This is a genomic window from Bacillus cereus group sp. MYBKT111-2, from assembly GCF_051915205.1.
In the GTDB taxonomy this organism is placed as follows: Bacteria; Bacillota; Bacilli; order Bacillales; family Bacillaceae_G; genus Bacillus_A; species Bacillus_A paranthracis.
This window is the reverse complement of the sequence record NZ_JBQAEG010000002.1, coordinates 547,662-570,805: the sequence shown is the minus strand read 5'-3', so window position 1 is coordinate 570,805 and position 23,144 is coordinate 547,662. Positions and strand designations below refer to the sequence as shown.

Genomic DNA, 23,144 nt, shown 5'->3' with positions numbered 1-23,144 from the left:
GAAAAGGCAGAAATGTTATAAAATCAACATTTCTGCCTTTCACTTTTTATACGATTTTGGCTAAAAAGCATCTTTTGGGACAGCCTCTTTATTTGTTATTCAAAATTAGATAATTCACCTATGAGTTATCTGTAGAAGACGGCGTATTTTCCAAACGATTATAAGCTTTAAAAGCCGAAATTGCCGAGATAACACCGCCTACTAAAAATAAAGCCGATCCACCGACCAAAATGATACGACTGACATATGTTTCGCGCGCTTCTTCAACTTCTTCTTGTAACATTGTAGGCATTTGAATTCCCCCTAAATAACATTTATTTTGTAGATAGTATATACAAACGCCTAAAATATGTTAAAATCACTGGATAGTGTTAGGAGGAAATATGTAGTTAGATGTGAATTATTTGAAAAATCTTCATTATAAATTTATGCTAACTTCACATAGAGCACATATTAACATTGTATTATGTATATGTACCAAATAAATAAAGTGAATTGTATTTCGTTCTGTTTTTAAAAATTAAAAATTCTATTATTTTTATATAAAGGTTTCACATCGGAGTTTTAAATATTTTGGAAATAGATCTAAATAAAAGGAATTCATATAAAAGGGGAATGTCTTATGACAACATATACGAGTGAAATGAGAAAAAGTTTAGTTTCAGAAGAAGATGTAGATATTTTAAAAATTATGGCGCACCCAATCCGATTACAAATTGTAAATGAATTAAGCACGAGAAAAACTTGTAACGTAACACAACTAACAGAATTACTAAATATTCCACAATCGACTGTTTCGCAACATTTATCAAAAATGAAAGGTAAAGTGTTACGAGCTGAGAGAAGAGGTTTAGAAATTTATTATCATATTAATAATTTAAAAGCGAGTAAGATTGTAAGTGTTTTAGGATATATAAACTAATGAAGTATTTTCATATAAAATAGCCGCTGCTGGTGAGCAGGGGCTATTTTGTGTTGTTCTATCCCGCGTTAACCGACAGTAAAACTCCCACCTCAAAATTCAGTTGGAGCAAAGAAGTTAGGTGGGAGTCGGGCTGTCCGTAAACGTCCGATTGGTTCAACTAATAATCAGTGGGGGATGAACAAAACCCCCACTGATTAAAGTTTCACTTTATGTATTCGTATTTAATATTTTATAGTTTTTATGATTTACAATTGTTCGTTCAAATTCAAAAGTACCACCGCTTACATTTGTAATTTCAACTAAGACCGATTCAGTATAAAGTTTTAGTACAGATCCTGTAATCTTTAAATTGTTTCGTTGAAAAAGTATAGTATCCCCTACGTTTGCTTTCATAGTACCTCCTCATTAAAGACAGAAATATTTTTTATTATATATATTAAACCACGTATAGGTATATTAGTGAATATTTAGTTTTATTTATCAAAAAAATATTTGTAGTCTATGTGTGCAGAATTGAAAGAAATTTTAAGAAGACGTATTAAAAATGCTTTCATTATGATGGAATTTGTAGAGCCGATTGTTTCATTTTTTAAAAAAGGGTTCAAAAACAAATGTAAATCGAACTTATACAAACCAATTTAAATAACTGTTACGTATTTAATAAGTAGTTTTTTGTATTTCATCCTTCGTTTTCTGTAACTGATTCCATGTTTTTGACGCCCTGTCTTGTAAGTGCTTACATAACTGAAAACATCTTATACAATGAAGGTGTTAAATCAAAAGAGATGACCAAAATGAACATAAAAAAACAAGACTTAGCGAAAAGCATTGAAATAGAAAGAGGAGGCAGAAAGGTATGAAAAAATCAAAGGTTAATCCATGGCTTGTTGTCCTTGGCACAGTTATAGTACAAATGGGGCTTGGAACGATATATACATGGAGTTTATTCAATCAGCCTTTAGTTAGTAAATACGGTTGGAGTCTTAACGCTGTTGCGATAACTTTCTCAATTACTAGTCTTTCTTTAGCATTTTCAACTTTATTTGCAAGTAAATTGCAAGAAAAATGGGGACTTCGTAAACTTATTATGATAGCTGGATTAGCATTAGGACTAGGGTTAATACTTAGTTCACAAGCGTCCTCATTACTATTGCTTTATGTACTTGCAGGAGTTGTTGTAGGATATGCAGATGGTACAGCATATATCACTTCACTATCAAATTTAATAAAGTGGTTTCCAGAGCGTAAAGGTTTAATTGCTGGTATTTCTGTCTCTGCATATGGTTCTGGTAGCTTAATCTTTAAATACGTTAACGCACAGTTAATTGAATCAGTTGGTGTATCACAAGCATTTATATATTGGGGTTTAATTGTTACAGCTATGATTGTTCTTGGAGCTTGTTTAATCCATCAAGCTGCTGATCAAGGTGCAGTTCAGGAAACAAAAACTCATGAATATACAACAAAAGAAATGTTAGGCACAAAACAAGTATACTTATTATTCATCATGTTATTTACATCATGTATGAGTGGCTTATACTTAATTGGTATGGTAAAAGACATTGGTGTTCAACTTGTAGGGCTTAGTGCAGCGACAGCAGCTAATGCGGTGGCTATGGTTGCAATATTTAACACATTAGGTCGTATTATTCTAGGACCGTTATCAGATAAAATTGGTCGTTTGAAAATCGTTACGGGTACTTTTGTTGTTATGGCGAGTTCGGTATTAGTTCTAAGTTTCGTAGATTTGAATTACGGTATCTACTTCGTATGTGTAGCAAGTGTAGCGTTTTGCTTTGGTGGAAATATTACTATTTTCCCAGCTATTGTTGGTGATTTCTTCGGTATGAAAAACCATAGTAAGAATTACGGAATTGTGTATCAAGGATTTGGATTTGGAGCGCTTGCAGGTTCCTTTATCGGTGCACTTCTAGGTGGATTCAAACCAACCTTTATGGTGATTGGCGTACTATGTGTCGTGTCATTCATTATCGCAATTTTAATTCGAGCACCTAAACAGAAAAAAGAACAAGAAGAAGAGTATCGCAGCGTAGCATAAGTATATAAATCTTCTATAACACTATAGTTACGAAAAAGCATCCTGTTAAATAGGGTGCTTTTTTGAGTTATTTTAACAAGGTTAAATTACTTTTTATTTTTTTTGATATAAAAGTGAGTGAAATATCCGTTTGGATTATATTGGAATATAATAAATCGATACATCGTATTCGAAATATGTATTAAATCTTAAATAATAAAGAAAATATGAATTAATGTTTGCAAGATATATTTTCAGACAAATATTGAGAAAATAAATGCTCGACTTTTTGTTAAGGCTTTGTAACTGAAGAGACCTTCAGTTTATCATCTTCAATTTTTACAAAGAGGAGTAAGAATTAAAGTATTAATGTAAGTGTTTATTAATACTTTTAGATGTAATTGTATTGAAAAGCACTAAAGTTTTTATCTGAAAAATAAAAATAGGTTGACAAGTTTATTGAGAAAGATTATCATTTCGGTGTAAGAACGTTAAATGAAAAACATTATCAATGAATAATATTTTAATGAAAAGTACACTTGACCAATTAGTTTAGTAAGTGTATTATTTTTTACATCGATAATGATAATCATTATCATTATTTGTTTAATTAGATTGATTTTCAAATGAAAGGATAGAGGAAATGAACTTAGGGGAATTTGATGGGAAAACTGTTTTAGTAACAGGTGCAGCTCAAGGTATAGGTAGTGTTGTTGCTAAAATGTTTTTAGAAAGAGGAGCTACAGTTATTGCGGTTGATCAAAATGAAGAGGGATTAAACGAACTCTTAAATGAAATACATTTGAAAACGTTTTGCTTAGATGTGAGTGATAGTACCGCAGTTGAACAGATGGTAAATGATATTGAAAATGAAATAGCGCCAATAGATATATTAGTAAATGTTGCAGGGGTTTTACGTATGGGAGCGATTCACTCGTTAAGTGATGAAGATTGGAATAAAACGTTTTCTGTAAATTCTACAGGAGTTTTCTATATGTCCCGAGCAGTAAGTAAACATATGATGCAAAGAAAGTCAGGGGCAATTGTTACAGTTGGTTCAAATGCAGCAAATACGCCGAGAATGGAGATGGCTGCATATGCTGCATCAAAAGCTGCTACGACGATGTTTATGAAATGTTTAGGATTAGAACTTGCAGCGTATAACATTCGCTGTAACGTAGTTTCTCCAGGTTCTACTGAAACTGAAATGCAAAGGCTACTATGGGCTGATGAGAATGGAGAAAAAAATATAATTGCTGGTTCTCAAAATACATATAGACTCGGTATACCGTTACAAAAAATTGCACAGCCTTCAGAAATTGCTGAAGCAGTATTGTTTTTAGCTTCAGATAAAGCTAGTCATATTACAATGCATAATTTATGTGTTGATGGCGGAGCTACATTAGGCGTTTAATAAAAAAAACAGGGGGTTACTATACAATGAAGGAATTTACGGCTGTAAAGGAACTGTCAGAAAAATTACTAGAAGATTATAAGACTGAATCTTCATTCTTTTTCGCTTCACCAACTCGAACGATATTAGCAGAAGGAGAGTTTACTACAGTAAAGCATCATGAAATTGAAAGTTTTCCAGAGCTTGTACAAGCAGTATTATGTAATGCAAAACAAGCAGGAAATCCGAATCCTATCGTCGTCGGTGCCTTGCCATTTGATCGTAGAAAAGAAGTTCAACTTATCGTACCAGAATATAGCAGAATTTCTGAGCGTTTACAATTGAATACAACAAATCAGTTTGAAACAAATGAGAACGTAACATTCGAAATGACGCCAATGCCAGAGCCTGAAGTGTATATGAATGGTGTGAAGCAAGGAATTGCAAAAATAAAGGGCGGGGATTTAAAGAAAATCGTTCTATCCAGATCGTTAGATGTTAATTCTTCCGAAAAGATTGATAAGCAAAAACTTCTTCGAGAATTAGCAGCGCATAATAAGCATGGATATACATTTGCTGTGAATGTATCGAAAGATGAAAATGAGAATAGTAAGACGTTAATTGGAGCGAGCCCTGAATTACTCGTCTCACGTAATGGTATGCAAGTTATTTCTAATCCGTTAGCTGGTTCAAGGCCACGTAGTGAGGATTCAGCTGAAGATAAGAGAAGAGCAGAGGAATTACTTTCTTCTCCAAAAGATTTACATGAACATGCGGTAGTAGTAGAAGCAGTTGCTGCAGCGCTTCGTCCGTACTGTCATACATTACATGTTCCGGAAAAGCCATCCGTTATTCATAGTGAAGCGATGTGGCATTTATCTACTGAAGTGAAAGGTGAACTAAAGGATCCGAATACTACTTCTTTGGAATTAGCAATTGCTCTTCATCCGACGCCAGCAGTTTGCGGCACACCGATGGAAGAAGCGAGAGAGGCGATTCAAAAAATTGAGCCATTTGACCGTGAATTCTTTACAGGAATGCTAGGGTGGAGTGATTTAAATGGAGACGGTGAATGGATTGTTACAATTCGTTGTGCTGAAGTACAAGAAAATACACTCCGTTTATATGCAGGAGCGGGCGTTGTTGCTGAGTCAAAACCAGAAGATGAATTAGCAGAAACATCAGCTAAGTTCCAAACAATGTTGAAAGCATTAGGATTAAATGATAGTTCACTTAATGAAAAGTAGGGGGCAGAAAGAATGCTAACAGGTTATACAAAATGGCCAAAAGAATTTGCAAATCGTTACCGAGAAGAAGGCTGTTGGCTTGGGGAAACATTTGGCGGGATGTTAAGAGAACGAGCTGAAAAATATGGCGATCAAATTGCAGTTGTAAGTGGTAATACGCATATTACGTATAGTGAGTTTGATAAAAAAGTAGATCGATTAGCTTCAGGGCTACTGAATTTAGGAATAAAGCAAGAGGATCGAGTTGTAATCCAGCTGCCTAACGTTATTGAGTTTTTCGAAGTATGTTTTGCGCTATTTCGAATTGGGGCACTTCCTGTTTTTGCATTACCTTCACATCGAAGCAGTGAAATTAGTTATTTTTGTGAGTTTGGTGAGGCGAGTGCTTACGTTATTTCAGATAAAGCTCTCGGTTTTGATTATCGAAAACTAGCAAGAGAAGTGAAAGAGAAAGTGCCAACTTTACAACATGTAATTGTAGTGGGAGAAGAAGAAGAATTTGTGAACATAAGTGATTTATATATAGATCCCGTTCCATTACCAGAAGTTCAGCCAAGTGATGTTGCGTTTCTCCAATTATCAGGAGGGACAACAGGACTTTCTAAATTAATTCCTCGAACGCATGATGATTATATTTATAGTTTACGTGTTAGCGCTGAAATTTGTAATTTAAGTGCAGAGAGTGTCTATATGGCCGTTCTTCCAGTAGCACATAATTACCCGATGAGCTCTCCTGGAACATTTGGAACTTTCTATGCGGGTGGAAAAGTTGTGCTGGCAACTGGAGGTAGTCCGGATGAGGCATTTACACTTATCGAAAAAGAAAAAGTTACGATTACTGCTCTCGTACCGCCATTAGCAATGATATGGCTTGATGCTGCATCTTCTCGTAATGCTGATTTATCGAGTCTAGAAGTGATTCAAGTAGGTGGTGCTAAGTTTAGCGCTGAGGTTGCAAAACGTATACGCCCTACATTTGGATGTACGTTACAGCAAGTGTTCGGTATGGCGGAAGGATTAGTGAACTATACAAGATTAGATGATCCGGAAGAAATTATTATTCATACACAAGGTAGACCAATGTCTGAACTCGATGAAGTACGAGTTGTTGATGAAAATGACAACGATGTAAAACCGGGTGAAGTAGGTAGTTTATTAACTCGAGGTCCATATACAATTCGTGGTTACTATAAAGCCGAAGAGCATAATGCACGATCATTTACAAAGGATGGATTTTATCGCACAGGTGATCTTGTAAAAGTAAATGAACAAGGATACATCATTGTAGAAGGAAGAGATAAAGATCAAATTAACCGTGGTGGTGAGAAAGTTGCTGCGGAAGAAGTTGAAAATCATCTATTAGCACACGATGCGGTCCATGACGTAGCAATTGTATCTATGCCTGACGATTATTTAGGTGAACGCACCTGTGCTTTTGTTATAGCTCGCGGACAAGTTCCGGCAGTAAGTGAATTAAAAATGTTTTTAAGAGAACGTGGTATAGCAGCTTATAAGATTCCAGATCGAATTGAATTTATTGAATCATTCCCGCAAACAGGCGTTGGAAAGGTAAGCAAAAAAGAATTACGTAAAGTCATTGCTGAAAAACTTATTACAGTAAAACAATAATAAAAACTGGAAGGAAGTGATTAGATGGCTATCCCATCTATTTCAGTATATAAAATGCCAATTGAATCAGAGCTACCAAAAAATAAAGTGAATTGGACACCAGATCCGAAACGTGCAGTACTTTTAATTCATGACATGCAAGAATATTTTCTTGATGCATATAGCGATAAAGAATCACCAAAAGTAGAACTTATTTCAAATATTAAAATGATAAGAGAAAAATGTAAGGAACTTGGTATACCAGTTGTTTATACAGCACAACCTGGTGGGCAAACGTTAGAACAACGAGGTTTATTACAAGACTTTTGGGGTGACGGTATTCCTGCTGGACCAGATAAAAAGAAAATTGTTGATGAACTTACTCCTGATGAGGATGATATATTCCTAACAAAATGGAGATATAGTGCATTTAAAAAGACAAATCTATTAGAAATTTTAAATGAACAAGGAAGAGATCAACTCATTATTTGCGGTATTTATGCGCATATTGGCTGCCTTTTAACAGCTTGTGAAGCATTTATGGATGGTATAGAGCCGTTCTTTGTAGCAGATGCAGTTGCTGATTTTTCACTAGAGCATCATAAACAAGCATTGGAGTATGCATCTAATAGATGTGCAGTAACGACATCAACAAACTTACTGTTAAACGATTTACAAAGTGTAAAAGGTGGTGAGAGTGAAGGGGTGACTATACAGGAAGTGCATGAATTAGTTGCACAACTACTTCGTGAGCCAGTAGAGAGTATTGGTATTGATGAGGACTTATTAATTAGAGGGCTTGATTCGGTCAGAATTATGAGTTTAGTAGAGAAGTGGCGTCGTGAAGGGAAAGAAATCACTTTTGCAGATTTAGCAGAACGTCCAACTGTTGCGAGTTGGTACAGTTTACTATCTTCACAAACAGCACAGGTGCTGTAACAAATAGACTACATAATAAAGGGGTAGTAAAGAATGCCTAACAGTCAAAAGATTCGTCATTCGTTATCATCTGCGCAGTCTGGTATGTGGTTTGCGCAACAATTAGAGCCGCTTAATCCAATTTATAATACTGGGGAATATGTAGAAATAAATGGGAATATTCATCAAGACATTTTTGAATTAGCTGTACGTAAAGTTGTAATGGAAGCAGAAGCACTTCATGTACGCTTCGAAGAGGATGAAATTGGCCCATGGCAAGTTATTGAAGAATCACAGTTTCATATGCATTTTATTGACGTACGTAAAGAAGAAAACCCTGAAGAAGCTGCTAAAGTATGGATGAAAAATGATTTATCTATGCCAGTCGATTTGAAAAAAGATACTTTATTTACTGAAGCACTTATTCAAGTTGAAAATAATCGTTTCTTTTGGTATCAGCGCATCCATCACATTGTGATGGATGGCTATGGATTTTCACTTCTTAGCCAAAAGGTAGCGAATGAGTATACATCACTTATAGAAGAAAAAAACAAGAATGAAAAGCCATTTGGTTCTCTTGCAAAAGTTGTGCAAGAAGATATGGAGTATCGTGAGTCTAAACAATTTCAGGAAGATCGTGCTTTTTGGTTAGAAAAATTTACGGATGAACCAGAAGTTGTAAGTTTGGCAGAACGAGCACCGAGAACATCAAATGGATTTTTACGCGAAACAGCTTGTTTATCTAGTTCTAGTACAAAAACTTTACTAGAAGATATCAATATTTCGTTAATAAGTTGGCCGGAATTCATTGTCGCTGTAACAAGTATTTATATGCATAAACTAACAGGTGAAAATGATATTGTTTTAGGTTTACCGATGATGGGACGTCTAGGTTCTGTATCTATTCATACACCTAGTATGGTAATGAATTTAGTACCACTTCGTATTACAGTAACTCCAAATATAACTCTTGCGGAATTATTGCAGCAAGTTTCTAAAGAAATCCGAGATGTACGTCGCCATCATAAATACCGTCATGAGGAATTAAGAAGAGACTTAAAGTTATTAGGTGAAAATCAAAGATTATTTGGACCGTTAGTGAATGTTATGCCTTTTGATTATGGGCTTAACTTTGCTGGGAATCGTGGTATTACACATAATTTATCAGCGGGACCTGTCGATGATTTATCAATAAATGTATATAAACGTTTTGATCAAAATGAGCTAATGATTCATTTTGATGCGAATCCGGAAGTATATAATGGTGCGGAGCTAGCATTGCATAAAGAAAGATTTATGAAATTATTAGAATTAATGATAAATGCTTATCAAAAAAACGAGTCAATTGGAAAGATAAACATTACTCTTCCTGAAGAAAATCATAAAGTTTTATTGGAATGGAATGAAACTAAGGAAGCTGATAATTTAATCGCCCTACCTATACTATTTGAAAAACAAGTACAAAAAACTCCAAATAAAGTAGCAGTTACTTGTAACGGTGTAGATCTTACGTATAAAGAGTTAAATGAACGAGCGAATGAACTGGCGCACTATTTGGTAAAAGACGGAATACGAGCAAATCAGTTTGTAGCTTTAGTATTTCCAAGATCAACGGAAATGGTTGTTAGTATGCTAGCAGTTTTAAAGGCTGGTGCAGCGTATTTACCAATAGATCCAGAATATCCAGCTGAGCGAATAAATTATATAGTAAATGATGCAAAACCAGTTTGTATCATAACACATTCATCTGTTTCATCTAAGTTAGTTATAGAAAATGATATGAAAAAAATTGTATTAGATGACGAAGAAACGAAACTAGCATTACATACATATTCTCGTATGAATATAGAATGTAAGAATGATGTATCACTTTTAAACCCAGCCTATACAATATATACTTCAGGCTCAACGGGTAACCCAAAAGGTGTAATTGTTCCTATGAAAGCTTTAAGTAACTTTTTATTGGCCATGGACGATATGTTGTCATTACATGAAAATGATCATTTATTAGCAGTTACAACATTTGCGTTTGATATTTCTGCTCTAGAAATTTATTTACCTCTTATTAGCGGTGCAAGTATAACAATTGCTCCAAAAGAGGTAATTCAAGAACCTTCGGCGTTAACGGCGCTGTTACAAGAAGAAAGAGTGACAATTATGCAAGCTACACCAACGCTCTGGCAGGCGTTAGTAACTGAATATCCAGAGAGGCTACAAGGGTTAAATGTGCTCGTTGGTGGTGAAGCTCTTCCGGCCCATTTAGCAAATACATTAAAAGAATTAGGTTGCGCTATTTCAAACTTATATGGACCAACTGAAACGACTATTTGGTCTACTGTCATGAACATCGATGAAAGGGAAAGTGGTATACCTCCTATTGGAAAGCCAATTTGGAATACAGACGTGTATGTATTAGATGCAGGTTTACAACCAGTACCACCTGGAGTAATTGGTGAATTGTATATTGCAGGGGAAGGGCTTGCAAGCGGATATTTAGGAAAACCGGAGTTAACAGCTGAACGGTTTGTTGCAAATCCTTATGGAAAACCAGGACAACGTATGTACCGTACAGGCGATCTAGTAAAATGGCGCAAAGATGGTGTTTTAGAGTACATGAGCCGCGCAGATCATCAAATTAAAATTCGTGGTTTCCGAATTGAATTAGCTGAAATTGAAATGGTAATACAACGACATGAAAATGTTAAGCAAGCAGTGGTTATGGTACGAGAAGACCACCCAAATGATAAACGAATCATTGCGTATATCGTTGCCGAAGAGAAGGGAACGATTCATCTTACAGAAATTCGTTCTTACGTATCGGAAAGTTTAGCGAATTATATGTTGCCATCAGCATTTGTATGGCTAGAAAAATTACCATTAACGCCAAATGGTAAGGTTAACAGAAAGAAATTACCTGCTCCTGATTTTAATGGCATGAACAATGAGAGGGTTGCTAGAAATCCGAAAGAAGAAATATTATGTCATTTATTTGCAGAAGTACTTGGTGTTTCTCGCATTAGCATTGATGATAATTTCTTTGAAATGGGTGGACATTCGCTTCTTGCATCGCGTTTAATGGCAAGAATTCGTGAAACGTTAAGTGTCGAATTAGGAATTGGAAAACTATTTGAATCGCCAACTGTTGCTGAATTAGTGAAACAATTGGATCGAGCAAAAACTGCAAGACCAGCGATTAAGAAAGTAAGTAGGCCAAATGAAGTTCCACTTTCATTTGCACAGCGTAGATTATGGTTCTTACATTGTTTAGAAGGTCCAAGTCCTACTTATAATATTCCGTTAGTCATTCGTTTGTCTGGAAAGTTGAACGAGGGAGCATTACAAGGTGCCTTTTATGATGTAGTCGAGAAACATGAAACACTGAGAACAATTTTCCCTAACGTATTAGGGAGTTCCTATCAGAAAATTTTAGATATAGAAGATTTAAATCTAGAAATAATTAAAACAAAAATATGTAAAGAGGAATTAGAAAATGCGCTTGCAGAAGCGGTAAGATATAGCTTTAACCTCGATGTTGAACCAGCAGTTCGTTTGCAACTATTTACAGTGAATGAAAACGAACATGTATTACTAATTCTATTGCATCATATTGTAGGGGATGGCTGGTCGTTACAACCGTTAACGAGAGATTTTACAGCGGCGTATAAAGCGCGATGTCAAGGGAACAAAGTACAGCTGGAGACACTTCCGGTTCAATACGCAGATTATGCACTTTGGCAACAGCAATTGTTAGGGGATGAAACTACACAAGAAAGTCTCATTTCAACACAATTAGATTTTTGGAAGAAAGAGTTAAAGGGATTACCAGATCAATTGGAGTTACCTACAGATTATCAGCGTCCAATGGAAACGAGTTACAGAGGAGAAACAATTCATTTTCATATAGATGCAGGTATGCATAGTAGGTTAGTAGAGCTCGCACGGAAAAACGGAGTTAGTTTGTTTATGGTATTGCAAGCAGGACTAAGTGCGCTATTTACAAGATTAGGTGCAGGCACTGATATACCAATTGGAAGTCCGATTGCTGGAAGAAATGATGATGTACTTTCAGATATTGTTGGTTTATTTGTAAATACATTAGTGTTACGTACAAATACTTCAGGAGATCCAAGTTTTAAAGAATTATTAAATAGAGTGAAGCAGGCAAATCTTGCAGCTTATGAAAATCAAGATGTTCCATTTGAACGACTCGTTGAAGTGTTAAACCCGGTGCGTACTCGAAATAGTCATCCGCTATTTCAAGTTATGTTAGCTTTCCAAAATACGCCAGAAGCAATCTTTGATGTCCCGGATATAGAAGCGAGCCTTGAAATTCAAAGTGTTGGCTCTGCGAAGTTTGATTTAACATTTGAAATTAGTGAGAGTAACGGGGTTGATGGTACTCCGAACGGTTTACATGGATTACTAGAGTTTAGTACCGATTTATATAAACATGAAACGGTTCAAAAACTAATAGAACGATTCATTTTGTTATTAGATGATGCGGCGACAAATCCAGATCAATCCATTGGCAGATTAGAAATATTAACTTTAGCAGAGAAAAATACAGTGTTAGAAAAGTGGAATGGTGGTTTTCAAATTGCACCAGAAATGACATTGCCACAATTATTTGAAAAGCAGGTTCATATTAATCCAAATGCTATTGCTGTTGTCTTTGAAGGTAAGAAATTAACTTATGAAGAGTTAAATAGAAAAGCAAATAAAATAGCTCGATTCCTAATAGCAAAAGGAATTGGTCCTGATCAACTCGTTGCTTTAGCGATGCCAAGATCATTAAACATGGTTGTAAGCTTATTAGCTGTTCTTAAAGCTGGTGCTGGATACCTTCCGTTAGATCCAGATTACCCAGCAGACCGTATTTCTTTTATGCTACACGATGCGAAACCATCATGTGTTTTAACGAATTCAGAAGTGGAAATTGAATGTAATGAGGCACTAAAAGTTTTAGTTGATAATGTAAAAGTAATAGAAGAAATTGAGAAACATATTGAAGACAATATTGATGAAATGGAGCGCGTGAAGCCATTAACTCCATCACATATTGCTTACGTTATTTATACATCAGGTTCAACAGGTAGACCGAAAGGCGTTATGATACCTCATCAAAATGTAGTAAGACTTTTAGGCGCAACTGATCATTGGTTCCAGTTTGATGGAAACGATGTGTGGACGATGTTCCATTCATATGCTTTTGATTTCTCGGTTTGGGAAATTTGGGGACCTTTATTATACGGAGGGCGCTTAGTTGTAGTTCCACATACTGTAAGTCGCTCGCCGAAAGAATTTTTACAGCTTCTTGTTAAAGAAAAGGTAACTGTTTTAAACCAAACTCCATCAGCGTTCTATCAATTGATGCAAGCAGATCGTGAAAATAAAGAGATTGGCCAACAATTATCTTTACGATATGTTGTTTTTGGAGGTGAAGCACTTGAGCTAAGTCGATTAGAAGATTGGTATAGTCGACATCCTCATAACGCACCGAAGCTTATTAATATGTACGGTATTACTGAGACGACAGTACATGTTAGTTATATTGAGCTAGATGAGAGTACCGTTTCTTCACGAGCAAATAGTTTAATTGGGTGCAGTATACCTGATCTTAAAGTATACGTATTAGATCATTATTTACAACCAGTGCCACCTGGAGTAGTTGGAGAAATGTATGTTGCAGGTGCAGGGCTTGCTCGTGGATATTTAGGAAGGGCAGGTTTAACTGCAGAACGTTTTATTGCAGATCCATTTGGCAAGCCAGGTACAAGAATGTATCGTACTGGAGACTTAGCACGTTGGCGTCAAGATGGGACGCTAGATTATATAGGACGTGCAGATCATCAAATAAAAATTCGTGGATTCCGAATTGAATTAGGAGAAATAGAAGCGGTCATAATGAAACACCCTACAGTTGAGCAAGTAGCAGTTATTGTACGGGAAGATCAACCAGGGGATAAACGATTAGTTTCTTATATCGTCGCATCAAATAATGAAGCGATTGATACGAATGAAATGCGTCAGTTTGCTAGTGGTAGTTTACCAGATTATATGGTTCCATACGCTTTTGTAGTAGTAAATGAGTTCCCTTTAACTCCGAACGGTAAGTTAGATAGAAAGGCATTGCCAGCTCCAGAATTTATCGTATCATCTTCTAGTCGTGGACCAAGAACACCGCAAGAAGAAATGTTATGTGACTTGTTTACAGAAGTGCTAAGTGTACCTCAAATTGGAATTGATGACAGATTCTTTGATTTAGGTGGTCATTCACTCCTTGCAGTGCAGCTTATGAGCCGTATTAAAGAAGCACTTGGGATCGAATTAAATATCGGAACTTTATTTGCAGCACCTACTGTCGCAGGCCTTGCTGAAAGACTTGAAGTGGGAAATGGACAAAGTGCACTCGATGTGTTACTTCCGTTACGAGCAAGTGGAAACCAATTGCCACTATTTTGTGTACACCCAGCAGGTGGATTAAGTTGGTGCTATGCAGGACTTATGAAATCTTTAGGAACAGATTATCCAATCTATGGTGTACAAGCACGTGGTATCGCTAAAAATGAAGAACTTCCAAAAAGTTTAGAGGAAATGGCAGCGGATTATTTAAAACACGTTCGTGAAGTACAGCCTCACGGACCATATCGTTTACTCGGTTGGTCGCTCGGAGGAAATGTTGTGCATGCAATGGCAGCGCAACTACAAAATGAGGGGGAAGAAGTAGAATTACTCGTTATGCTAGATTCTTATCCTGGTCACTTCCTACCGAATACGGAAGCGCCTACTGAAGAGGAAGCGTTAATCGCATTACTTGCTTTAGGCGGATATGACCCAGATAACATGGATGGTAAACCACTTACGATGGAAAGTGCAGTTGAAATCCTTCGTACAGATGGAAGTGCATTAGCAAGTCTTGAAGAAGAGACTATATTGAACTTGAAAGAAACATATGTAAATTCGGTAGGATTATTAGGGAGATACGTACCGAAAGTTTATAATGGAGATATTTTATTCTTTAGATCTACTGTTATACCAGACTGGTTTGATCCTATTTCTCCAAATACATGGCTAAATTATTTAGATGGGAAAATTGTGCAGCATGATATTGACTGTAGACATAAAGATCTATGTCAGCCAGGTCCACTTACGGAAATTGGACAAGTATTAGCGAAATATTTGCAGAATAAGAAAGGGGTAAGGAGAGTATGACGAATCCATTTGAAAATGATAATTACACATATAAAGTATTAATAAATGAGGAGGGCCAGTATTCTCTCTGGCCTGTCTTTCTTGATGTACCTATTGGGTGGAATGTCGTACATGAAGAAGCTAGCAGGCACGATTGCTTACAATATGTTGAAAATACCTGGACAGATTTGAATCCAAAAAGTAATCAAGCTGGTGAAAAAATAGTAGTAGGAAAACGATAATGAAAGCAAAAATAAATCCAAAAGTAGTTGTAAGCATCGTATATATAACAGCGATGTTTATGGCTGCCATGGACGCAACGATTGTAAATGTAGCACTGCAAACGATAAGTAATGAACTGCAAGTGCCACCATCTGCTATGGGGACAGTTAATGTTGGATATTTAGTTAGCTTAGCTGTTTTCCTTCCGATTTCTGGTTGGTTAGGAGATCGATTTGGTACGAAAAGAGTATTTCTAGCTGCTCTTTTCGTATTTACAACCGCATCTGCGTTATGTGGGATAGCGAACGATATTACATCCTTGAATATTTTTCGTATTATTCAAGGTGCTGGTGGGGGGCTTTTAACACCAGTTGGGATGGCGATGTTATTCCGAACATTTTCACCAGAGGAAAGGCCGAAAATTTCTCGGTTTATTGTGTTGCCAATTGCTGTCGCACCGGCAGTAGGACCAATTATTGGTGGCTTTTTTGTAGATCAAATGTCTTGGCGCTGGGCATTTTATATTAATCTACCATTTGGAATCGTTGCATTGCTATTTGGACTTCTATTTTTAGCAGAGCATGTTGAAAAATCAGCTGGTCGCTTTGATTCTCTCGGCTTTATTTTATCAGCACCAGGATTTGCGATGCTCATATATGCACTCAGCCAGGGACCGTCAAAAGGGTGGATTTCTCCAGAAATTATGAGTACTGGGATAGCTGGGGTTGTATTCATTACATTGTTTATAATCGTAGAACTGAAAGTAAAGCAACCGATGTTAGATTTACGCTTATTAAAAGAACCAGTCTTTAGAAAGATGAGCCTTATTTCATTATTTTCATCAGCTGGTTTACTAGGAATGTTATTTGTTTTTCCGCTTATGTATCAAAATGTAATAGGGGTATCCGCACTGGAATCAGGTCTTACTACATTCCCAGAGGCAATTGGATTAATGATATCGTCACAGATTGTGCCATGGTCATATAAGAAATTAGGTGCTCGTAAGGTAATTTCTATCGGGTTAATTTGTACGGCGATTATCTTTGTTTTATTAAGTTTTGTAAATCACGATACGAATCCTTGGCAAATACGGGCATTATTGTTTGGTATAGGTATTTTTTTAGGACAGTCAGTTGGAGCAGTTCAATTTTCTGCATTTAACAATATAACGCCGCCTTCTATGGGGAGAGCAACTACTATATTTAATGTGCAAAATCGATTAGGTTCAGCGATTGGGGTTGCTGTTTTAGCTAGTATACTAGCCGGTTTTGGAAATAGCAGTGTACAACATAATACTCATTCAGATTTATTGCCATATCAAGCAGCATTAATTGGATCAGCAATATTTTTACTCGTAGCATTACTATTTTCTTTACGTATTTCTGATAAAGAGGTAATGTCAAAAAAGAAGAAAAAACCGTTACCTGTATTACAAAAAGAGAAAGAAGTTGTAAATGAATAAGTTTGAAAATGGTCTTTTGAAATAAAATGATATTGGTATTTAGAAGGAGAGAGTTTACATGATAGAAAGTAAAGTTGTAGATTCTATACCGATTTTGAATGAGAATGATTGTCAAATATGGTGGGGAAGGATTTCGGATTTACAATCATGGCATTACAATTTACTAAATGATGTTGAACGAGAGAAAGCAAATTCATATCATCATTCGGCAGATCGTGCTCGTTTTATAATCGGTTGTGTAATTAGTAGATTAGTTCTAGGTAAAATACTTTCTATGTCACCAGTTCAAGTGCCAATTGATAGGCTGTGCCCAGTATGTAAGTTACAACATGGTAGACCACAATTACCAGAGGGGATGCCGCAGTTATCGGTTTCACATTCGGGTGAGTGGGTTGTAGTTGCATTTACAAAGTCTGCACCTGTAGGCGTTGATGTTGAACAAATGAATCCAGATGTTGATGTTATGAAAATGGTAGAAGGCGTATTAACCGACATTGAAATAGCGCAAGTTATGAAGTTACCTAATGAACAAAAAATAGAAGGTTTTTTAACATATTGGACTAGAAAGGAAGCTGTGCTCAAAGCGACAGGTGAAGGTCTAATGATTCCACCAGTGGATATTACTATATCAGCTCCAAATGATCCTCCAAACTTGTTAGTTTTTCAGGATAGACAAGAGTTAGTAGAAAATACAGTGATGAGAGATTTAAGGCCAAGTGTAGATTATATGGCTTCAATTGCAATATTTAGTAAAGAAGTCACCGAAATCACACAGTTGGACGCAGTAGCGCTTTTAAATGATAAATAAGTTTAATAAAATATTTTATAGAAGGGGTGTTCCTCATGCTAGTAGCGGAAAATAGAACAAATGAATCCACTTATAATGTACAAGCAATTAAAAATATTTTATTTTCTGGAGATACATCATCTATTCATGCTTTAGAAAAGTTATTGAATGATACAGTTCAGTTTGATGTTTTAGAACAAGAGGTGCTGGATAGACAGTATATCCCGAAAGAAGCAAAGAGTTTCTTTGATAAAAACGGAACATTTCTTTACCGTGTATCCAATATTAGTTATAAAGGAAAAGTATTATCTGAAAATCTCATTTTTGCGGATACCTCGTTTTTACCAAATACAATAAAGATGGAGCTAGAGAGTGGAAACATTCCAGTTGAAAAACTTATAGAAAAGATGGAAGTAAGAAGGAACGTATTATATGAAGGATATCAGCCTTCTGGGAATATTATTGAATTGTTCGATGGATGCTCTGTTTCGGCGCATGTGTATCCAACAAGAAAATATCAAATTGTAAGTAACTGCAGATGCATATTTTATATTTGCGAGGTGTATCATGCAGAAAATATAAAGCAATTACTAAATTAAAACAAGAAACCAGCCTATAAAATGGCTGGTTTCTTGTTTATTTCACAGCTTCTTTTAACTCTTTACCTGCTTTAAATGCAGGAACTTTACCAGCAGCGATTTGAATTTCTTCGCCGGTTTGTGGATTACGTCCTGTACGAGCAGATCTTTCACGCACTTCAAAAGTTCCAAAGCCGATTAATTGAACTTTATCGCCAGACTGTAATGCAGTAGCAATTGTGTCAAATACAGATTGTACAGCTGCAGAAGCATCCTTTTGAGAAATATCAGCTGATTGTGCGACATTTTTAATTAATTCTGTTTTGTTCATGTTTTCACCTCATAAAAAAAATTTTTGGAATGAATGATTTAGTATAATAGATAGTAAAGATAAAGCTATTTATATTGTTAGAAAGAATGCTATATAGTTATGTTAATTTCGTTGCAGGAAACTGAATCCCTGCTAATAATTAGGGATTAATTAAGAAATGATGCATACAAAACGCTATAATATGAGGATGAGGGGGAGTATACGGGTGATTTTTCGTGAAAAGGATGAGAAAGAAAGTACATTAATTCGTCAACATGATCATGGTTTTTTAGCTGGAGAGATTGCAAAGCATATAAAAGAAGATTTTTTTGAAGATGACACATATTTAAAAGAGACAATTGATGCAATATATGAGCATGATAGAGGATGGATAGAACTTGATAAAGTACCAATTTTAAATGATGCTAAAAATATCCCATATACATTTATGGATTGTCCAAGTTCATTACGTTTTGTCTTTTATACGATTGGTTTGAATGAAATTGAAGATTCCAATCCATACGGAGCATTACTTTGTAGTAAGCATTTTTTATCATTTCCATTAAATGAGGAAGATGAAGAGATGATGTCATTTTATACAGGGGAATTGGAACGACAAAAAAGAATATTGACGACGCTAACAAAAGAACAATTTGCGATGTTCGATAAACATTATAGATTATTAAAGTTTTGCGATGAACTTTCTTTATATGTCTGTATGAATAAACCGGGTGTAGAAAAGGAAGAGGAAATTGATTTGTTTAAAGATGGTTTTGAAGGAACAGAAATGTTTAATAGTAAGGAGGAGAAACCTATACAAGCTGAATGGGTGGACAAGGAAACAATTCGGATTACACCGTTTCCATTTCAAACGGAATTTCATACGTATGTAAAATATAAAACTATAAATAAACAAGAAATTGAAGAAAAAGGAATTGCAAAAGCTGATAGAGAATCAGAAATAAAGAAACAAACTATTCGTTTCATACAATAAGGAGGCGATTTCGATTGAAAGAGTACATGTTAAAACAAGTGGATTACCATGCTTGGGCTAATCTACGATTATTCAATCGACTAAAAGAATTACCAAACTATGAGACGATTTTTACTGAACAGATGCAGAGTGTATTTCCATCAATCAAGGATACGTTTGCCCATATTTATATTACAGATCAAGTGTGGTTACACATATTGCATGGTAAAAGTATGAATGAAGCAATACAAGGCCGAGAAGATTTACGAAAACAAATGGAAAACAAATCGTTACATGAATTAGAAAAAATGTTTGAAAACATGGCAGATCAATATAAAGACTTTTTAAGTACAATACAAGATGTGAATGCTGTATTTGTTATCGAGAATCCATATGTAGGAAAATTAGAAACTTCAATTTTAGAGTTAGTACAACATGTCGTAAATCATGGTACATATCATAGAGGAAATATAACAGCGATGATCCGTCAACTTGGTCATTCGTCGACAATGATGGATTTTGTACTGTATTTACATATGGTGCAGAAGGAATTGAAATAGTTGAAAAAAGAATGGCTTATCTATAATAAGCCATTCTTTTTTAGTGATTAACTTGCCTGTCTTTTATGACTTTTTTTCAATTTCTCTGCTTGTAAAAAGCGATTCGTTTCAGCAACAACAATACCACTTAACCCAATAAGACCAATTAAGTTTGGAATCGCCATAAGTCCATTTGCAATATCCGCAAATGTCCATACGATGCCTAATTTTAAATTCGCACCAATAGCAATCATGACAATAAAGATTGCTTTATAATATTTAACAGCACTTTCTCCAAATAAATAAGCCACGCATTTCTCACCGTAATACGACCAGCCTAAAATAGTAGAGTAGGCGAATAAAATAATTGCGATACCAAGAATCATACTACCAGCAGTACCGAATACAGATTGAAACGCAAGTGTTGTAGCTTCAACCCCAGTTTTACCAGACTTCCATGCACCTGTAGTAATTAATACTAGCCCTGTAATTGTACATACAATAAACGTATCTAGAAAAGTACCAGTCATTGAAACTAAAGCTTGCTTTGCAGGGGAATCAGTTTTTGCCGCCGCCGCGGCAATAGGGGCACTCCCTAAACCAGCTTCGTTCGCAAATACGCCGCGCGCCATTCCAATTTGAATAGCTGATGCAACTGTTGCACCGATAAAACCACCAGCAGCTGCAGTACCATTAAACGCACCAGAAAAAATAAGTGAAAATGCTTCAGGAATTTGATCGTAGTGATAGAAAATAATGATAAGACCAGCAATGATATAAAAGAAAGCTTTAATAGGAACAACATATCCTGTTACTTTCCCGATTTTTTTTACACCGCCTAAAATAACGATAGCGATTAAAAATGACATTACTATACCAGTTAAAGCAGGAGGGAAAGAGAAATTAATTCGCATTGCCTCTGCAACTGAATTAGATTGCACCATATTCCCGATACCGAAAGAAGCAGTTGTACCGAATATAGCAAATAAAACTGCAAGCCATTTCTTACCTAAACCACGTTCTAAATAGTACATGGGTCCACCTGAATATTCACCATTTTCATTACTAACACGGTATTTCACCGCAAGAATTGCTTCGGCATATTTTGTTGCCATACCAAACAAAGCAGTAATCCACATCCAAAAGATGGCACCAGGTCCACCAATCGTCACAGCAGTTGCAACACCAGCTATATTTCCCATACCAATCGTTGCGGCCATAGCTGTCATAAGTGCTTGGAAGTGGCTAATATCTCCAGAGGAAGATGTATCTTCTGATTTTTTAAAAGCTAGTTTGTGAGCGTATAATAGTTTACTAAACTGTAAACATTTTAAACGCACTGTGAGAATAATACCAGTACCAACGAGTAACAATAACGTTGGTAATCCCCACACATAGTGATTGATTTGTTCTAATACTTTACTTACTGTCTCCATCTTTATTCTCCTTTTTTAGAAAAAATAAAAACCACTTCAAGTAAATGAAATGGTCTCTGGAGAAACAAGGGATAGAAAAATAAACCGATACAAATCGGCATTTTCTTTCGCTTGTCTCTGTCCTTTTACCTGAGAGATTATCCGCTATAGTAGCGGATTTGCTCCTTCGGTGCTCGTTTTCCTCCGCGCTATTTAAAGCGGGAGGGAGTCTCTCCAGAGATTCGTCCCCATGCAGTTCTACTTGTAAACAAGACCTGAGAGTTTCAAAGTCGGTTAACAACTTTTTGCCCCGTCGGTAGATCAATAGACCTTCTCCTGAATGGTTCATCCGAATTATAAAATTAATAACCTATACGAATTGAATGTGTATAGAATCAATAAAAACATTATAGATATACAATTAATGAAATGCAATCATTTTTTATTTTAAAATAGTAAAGAATTCTATTTTTTCGAAAGTCCTAATTTCTCTTCAACTTCAGTTAAAGTAGATAAAGCGATGACAATATGTTGATCTGCAAGCCCTAAAGCATGTTTCGTATTTTCAATTGTTGCACTGTTTGGAGTAGAGTTACTATCTCCGTCTATAATTAAATCTGCTGCGTTTTTCATAAATTTAGAAGCAGCTTTAAACTCAGTTGTGAAATAAACTAGTTGTTCTTGTATTTGTACTTCCGATATATTTTCTTTAATTTTCAAAGTGTCTATTTCATTCATAATGTTTTCATATTGTTTGGAAACAGCATTCATTGTAACTAATAGTTTATTTCGATCTACTGAATCTCCAGTCGTATTAATCTCTTCCCAGGCAGGCAACCAATCTTTTTCGATGATGTCATTATAATTAGTAGTCAATTCATCGATTTTAGGTTGTAATTTAGTTTTGAAAATTTTTGTATCCACTGTTTCTACAGTTGCTTTTTCGTTGTTATTTTTACCATTAGTAACGTAGAAAATTGTACCGAAAATGATGAAAATAGAAATAACAACTGTCCATTTAGTAAAAAGTAATTTCTGCAATATGTAACGCCTCCAAAATTTAAAAACTTATAATTATAATATATAACAATAATGTTGTTTGAAGTAGAGAAAATAGGTTAGAAAGTATATAATATATATATTATATACATAAATAATTAAAGTTAGTAAAATGATGAAAGTAATATGTAAGAAAAGAGGATTTTTAGTAGAAATGAATAGAAGAAAACTAGTTTCAAATATTTCAATGGCTATGTTATTAGTTGGTTTAATTGCATTCATATTTATGAATAAAGAATCTAAAATTAAAGATTTTCCAGTACCAATGTCAGCAATACATATTAACGATGATAAGGAAGAGGATTATAAATATATAAGTGTAATGCCTATTACAACGGTAAGTGGATGGGAGAACTTAGGTGAAAACGGGCATACTGTTAGTTTTAAAAAAGGGGAGCGGAAGGTAACTGTATTACATTATCCGGGAGAAATTACGTATTATTTATTTGAGAAAAAGATGAATAAGGGAGATTAGCTAA

19 protein-coding genes and 1 riboswitch are annotated in these 23,144 nt (G+C 35.4%); of the genes, 14 read left to right on the top strand and 5 right to left on the bottom strand.

Annotation, left to right across the window (positions count from 1 at the left end; translation table 11 throughout):
* Positions 1-118: 118 nt before the first annotated feature.
* Entirely contained in the window at positions 119-292 is a 174-nt protein-coding gene (locus ACTFNE_RS08220; protein ID WP_001142747.1) for a hypothetical protein, read from the bottom strand.
* Between the two features lie 330 nt (positions 293-622).
* Between ACTFNE_RS08220 and ACTFNE_RS08215 the strand changes: the two genes are divergently transcribed.
* Entirely contained in the window at positions 623-922 is a 300-nt protein-coding gene (locus ACTFNE_RS08215) for an ArsR/SmtB family transcription factor (protein WP_000214798.1), read from the top strand.
* A gap of 210 nt (positions 923-1,132) precedes the next feature.
* On the opposite strand, the gene ACTFNE_RS08210 is transcribed toward ACTFNE_RS08215, so the two are convergent.
* Positions 1,133-1,318 (bottom strand): YkvS family protein, encoded by a 186-nt coding sequence (locus tag ACTFNE_RS08210; protein WP_000646794.1) that lies wholly within the window; start codon positions 1,316-1,318, stop codon positions 1,133-1,135.
* A 463-nt stretch (positions 1,319-1,781) separates the two neighbouring features.
* Between ACTFNE_RS08210 and ACTFNE_RS08205 the strand changes: the two genes are divergently transcribed.
* The 10 genes from ACTFNE_RS08205 to ACTFNE_RS08160 all read left to right on the top strand — a co-directional run bounded on the left by ACTFNE_RS08205 (position 1,782) and on the right by ACTFNE_RS08160 (position 18,390).
* Positions 1,782-2,984, top strand: a complete 1,203-nt coding sequence (locus tag ACTFNE_RS08205; RefSeq protein WP_270705421.1) for an L-lactate MFS transporter — start codon at positions 1,782-1,784, stop codon at positions 2,982-2,984.
* 622 nt (positions 2,985-3,606) lie between these two features.
* Entirely contained in the window at positions 3,607-4,377 is a 771-nt protein-coding gene (gene dhbA / locus ACTFNE_RS08200; protein ID WP_046197463.1) for a 2,3-dihydro-2,3-dihydroxybenzoate dehydrogenase, read from the top strand.
* Positions 4,378-4,403: 26 nt separating this feature from the next.
* Positions 4,404-5,603 carry an isochorismate synthase DhbC gene (dhbC, locus tag ACTFNE_RS08195; RefSeq protein ID WP_270705423.1) on the top strand — a complete coding sequence of 400 codons (1,200 nt, stop codon included), beginning with the start codon at positions 4,404-4,406 and terminating at the stop codon, positions 5,601-5,603.
* A 12-nt stretch (positions 5,604-5,615) separates the two neighbouring features.
* On the top strand, positions 5,616-7,232 hold the full coding sequence (locus ACTFNE_RS08190) for a (2,3-dihydroxybenzoyl)adenylate synthase (RefSeq protein WP_046197461.1): 1,617 nt from the start codon (positions 5,616-5,618) through the stop codon (positions 7,230-7,232).
* A 24-nt stretch (positions 7,233-7,256) separates the two neighbouring features.
* Positions 7,257-8,150 carry an isochorismatase family protein gene (locus ACTFNE_RS08185; RefSeq protein ID WP_046197460.1) on the top strand — a complete coding sequence of 298 codons (894 nt, stop codon included), beginning with the start codon at positions 7,257-7,259 and terminating at the stop codon, positions 8,148-8,150.
* A gap of 33 nt (positions 8,151-8,183) precedes the next feature.
* Positions 8,184-15,341, top strand: a complete 7,158-nt coding sequence (locus ACTFNE_RS08180) for a non-ribosomal peptide synthetase (protein ID WP_270705424.1) — start codon at positions 8,184-8,186, stop codon at positions 15,339-15,341.
* Positions 15,338-15,562: an MbtH family protein gene (locus ACTFNE_RS08175; protein ID WP_000184064.1), complete on the top strand. Its 225-nt coding sequence runs from the start codon at positions 15,338-15,340 to the stop codon at positions 15,560-15,562. The genes ACTFNE_RS08180 and ACTFNE_RS08175 overlap by 4 nt, the downstream gene beginning before the upstream one ends.
* Entirely contained in the window at positions 15,562-17,004 is a 1,443-nt protein-coding gene (locus tag ACTFNE_RS08170; RefSeq protein ID WP_046197458.1) for an MDR family MFS transporter, read from the top strand. Before ACTFNE_RS08175 ends, ACTFNE_RS08170 begins: the two co-directional genes overlap by 1 nt.
* 58 nt (positions 17,005-17,062) lie before the next feature.
* Complete coding sequence (gene sfp, locus ACTFNE_RS08165) at positions 17,063-17,812, top strand: 4'-phosphopantetheinyl transferase Sfp (protein WP_046197457.1); 750 nt, start codon at positions 17,063-17,065, stop codon at positions 17,810-17,812.
* A gap of 35 nt (positions 17,813-17,847) precedes the next feature.
* Positions 17,848-18,390, top strand: coding sequence for a hypothetical protein (locus ACTFNE_RS08160; protein WP_044791062.1), 543 nt, complete (start codon positions 17,848-17,850; stop codon positions 18,388-18,390).
* A 37-nt stretch (positions 18,391-18,427) separates the two neighbouring features.
* On the opposite strand, the gene ACTFNE_RS08155 is transcribed toward ACTFNE_RS08160, so the two are convergent.
* Positions 18,428-18,700: an HU family DNA-binding protein gene (locus tag ACTFNE_RS08155; RefSeq protein WP_001043907.1), complete on the bottom strand. Its 273-nt coding sequence runs from the start codon at positions 18,698-18,700 to the stop codon at positions 18,428-18,430.
* Positions 18,701-18,905: 205 nt separating this feature from the next.
* Between ACTFNE_RS08155 and ACTFNE_RS08150 the strand changes: the two genes are divergently transcribed.
* Complete coding sequence (locus ACTFNE_RS08150) at positions 18,906-19,673, top strand: DUF3891 family protein (protein ID WP_000577275.1); 768 nt, start codon at positions 18,906-18,908, stop codon at positions 19,671-19,673.
* Positions 19,674-19,687: 14 nt separating this feature from the next.
* Positions 19,688-20,212, top strand: coding sequence for a DinB family protein (locus ACTFNE_RS08145; protein WP_046197455.1), 525 nt, complete (start codon positions 19,688-19,690; stop codon positions 20,210-20,212).
* 47 nt (positions 20,213-20,259) lie between these two features.
* On the opposite strand, the gene ACTFNE_RS08140 is transcribed toward ACTFNE_RS08145, so the two are convergent.
* Together ACTFNE_RS08140 and ACTFNE_RS08135 are read right to left on the bottom strand one after the other, a co-directional pair.
* Positions 20,260-21,627, bottom strand: a complete 1,368-nt coding sequence (locus tag ACTFNE_RS08140) for an alanine/glycine:cation symporter family protein (protein WP_046197454.1) — start codon at positions 21,625-21,627, stop codon at positions 20,260-20,262.
* 107 nt (positions 21,628-21,734) lie between these two features.
* Positions 21,735-21,854, bottom strand: a riboswitch (glycine riboswitch).
* Positions 21,855-22,071: 217 nt separating this feature from the next.
* Complete coding sequence (locus tag ACTFNE_RS08135) at positions 22,072-22,647, bottom strand: hypothetical protein (RefSeq protein ID WP_046197453.1); 576 nt, start codon at positions 22,645-22,647, stop codon at positions 22,072-22,074.
* Positions 22,648-22,777: 130 nt separating this feature from the next.
* Here ACTFNE_RS08135 and ACTFNE_RS08130 point away from each other — a divergent pair, with 130 nt between their 5' ends.
* Positions 22,778-23,140: a hypothetical protein gene (locus ACTFNE_RS08130; protein ID WP_046197452.1), complete on the top strand. Its 363-nt coding sequence runs from the start codon at positions 22,778-22,780 to the stop codon at positions 23,138-23,140.
* The last annotated feature ends 4 nt before the right edge of the window (positions 23,141-23,144 follow it).